Source organism: Klebsiella sp. SWET4, assembly GCF_024296565.1.
In the GTDB taxonomy this organism is placed as follows: Bacteria; Pseudomonadota; Gammaproteobacteria; order Enterobacterales; family Enterobacteriaceae; genus Klebsiella; species Klebsiella variicola.
On sequence record NZ_JANCOB010000078.1, the window covers coordinates 1 to 1004 of the forward strand.

Consider the following 1004-nt stretch of genomic DNA (forward strand, 5'->3'; position numbering starts at 1 on the left):
CCTACCAAAACCAAAGCCGAAGGATCGCAAGATCTCCAAAATGCCCCGCTCCCACGAGCGGGGCTTTTTGTTGCGCGGTTCCTCGGTCCCAAAAGCTCTCATGCAAAGGACCAACCCCAATGAGCTACCTGCCCTCGCCACCCGCCTTCCATAGCGACCAGGAAGGCGTCACCGTTCACCAGCTGTTGCTGGCCGCCCAGGACGCGCCCAGCGCGCTGGAAGCCGTCCGCCAGGGTCTGGCCGATAGCGGCGCCGAGCTGTGCGGCCTGACCATGAAGCCGGTCGGCCACATCGTCGAAGCCTCGCTGCGCGTGCGTCACCTGGGCGACCAGGCCGCGCGCCTGCTGGCCCGCGATCTCGCCGCTTGGCCGGGCGTCAACTCGGCCTCGGTCGAACACCAATGGCTGCGCCCGTGAGCGACCACGTAGAGCCGCTCAAACCGGAAGAGGTCTCCCTGGCGGCCCTCCGGCGCCGCCTGTTCCTCGTCACCGCCGAGGACACGCCCGATGCGCTGATGCGCGTACTGGGCGTGGCCTCCGTGCAGCGGGCCCGCCTGCGCGCCCGGACCGCCGCTCCCGAGGGCCAGCATCTGGCCATTCGACTCGAGATCGACGACCAGGGCGACGCCCGCGCCGAGGTCCTGGCGTCGCGCCTGGCGGCCTGTCCGTCGGTGCGCGGCGTCGGTTTCGGTTGGCGAATGTAACCATCGCGCCCTTTCGTGCGTATCTGAGCGCAGTCCGCCTTTTCTGGAGCCGCCCGATGCGCCGACTGCTCGTCGCCCTTGCCGCCGCCTTCGCCCTGCTGGGCGTCGACACCGCCCTGGCCGCGCCCCCGCCCGCGCCGGTCAAGACCGAGACCGCCGTCTTCGCCGGCGGCTGCTTCTGGTGCATGGAGCACGACATGGGCGGCATCCCCGGCGTGCTTAAGGTCGAGAGCGGCTATACCGGCGGCCACGTCAAGAACCCGTCCTATCGCGACGTCACCAGTGAACAGAGCGGCCACTA

The 1004-nt window shown here is 69.3% G+C and carries 3 protein-coding genes; all 3 read left to right on the forward strand.

Features of this window, described 5'->3' with window-relative positions:
• Positions 1–119 precede the first annotated feature (119 nt).
• Complete coding sequence (locus NKJ21_RS27645; RefSeq protein WP_004623933.1) at positions 120–416, forward strand: hypothetical protein; 297 nt, start codon at positions 120–122, stop codon at positions 414–416.
• Complete coding sequence (locus tag NKJ21_RS27650; RefSeq protein WP_254733497.1) at positions 413–703, forward strand: hypothetical protein; 291 nt, start codon at positions 413–415, stop codon at positions 701–703. Before NKJ21_RS27645 ends, NKJ21_RS27650 begins: the two co-directional genes overlap by 4 nt.
• Before the next feature lie 56 nt (positions 704–759).
• The coding region (locus NKJ21_RS27655) for a peptide-methionine (S)-S-oxide reductase (RefSeq protein WP_254733498.1) at positions 760–1004 on the forward strand (245 nt) is incomplete at its 3' end.

Bases quoted from the DNA above. Each gene is read 5' to 3' on its own strand.
- NKJ21_RS27645 (WP_004623933.1), top strand. From the start codon at position 120: ATGAGCTACCTGCCCTCGCCACCCGCCTTCCATAGCGACCAGGAAGGC.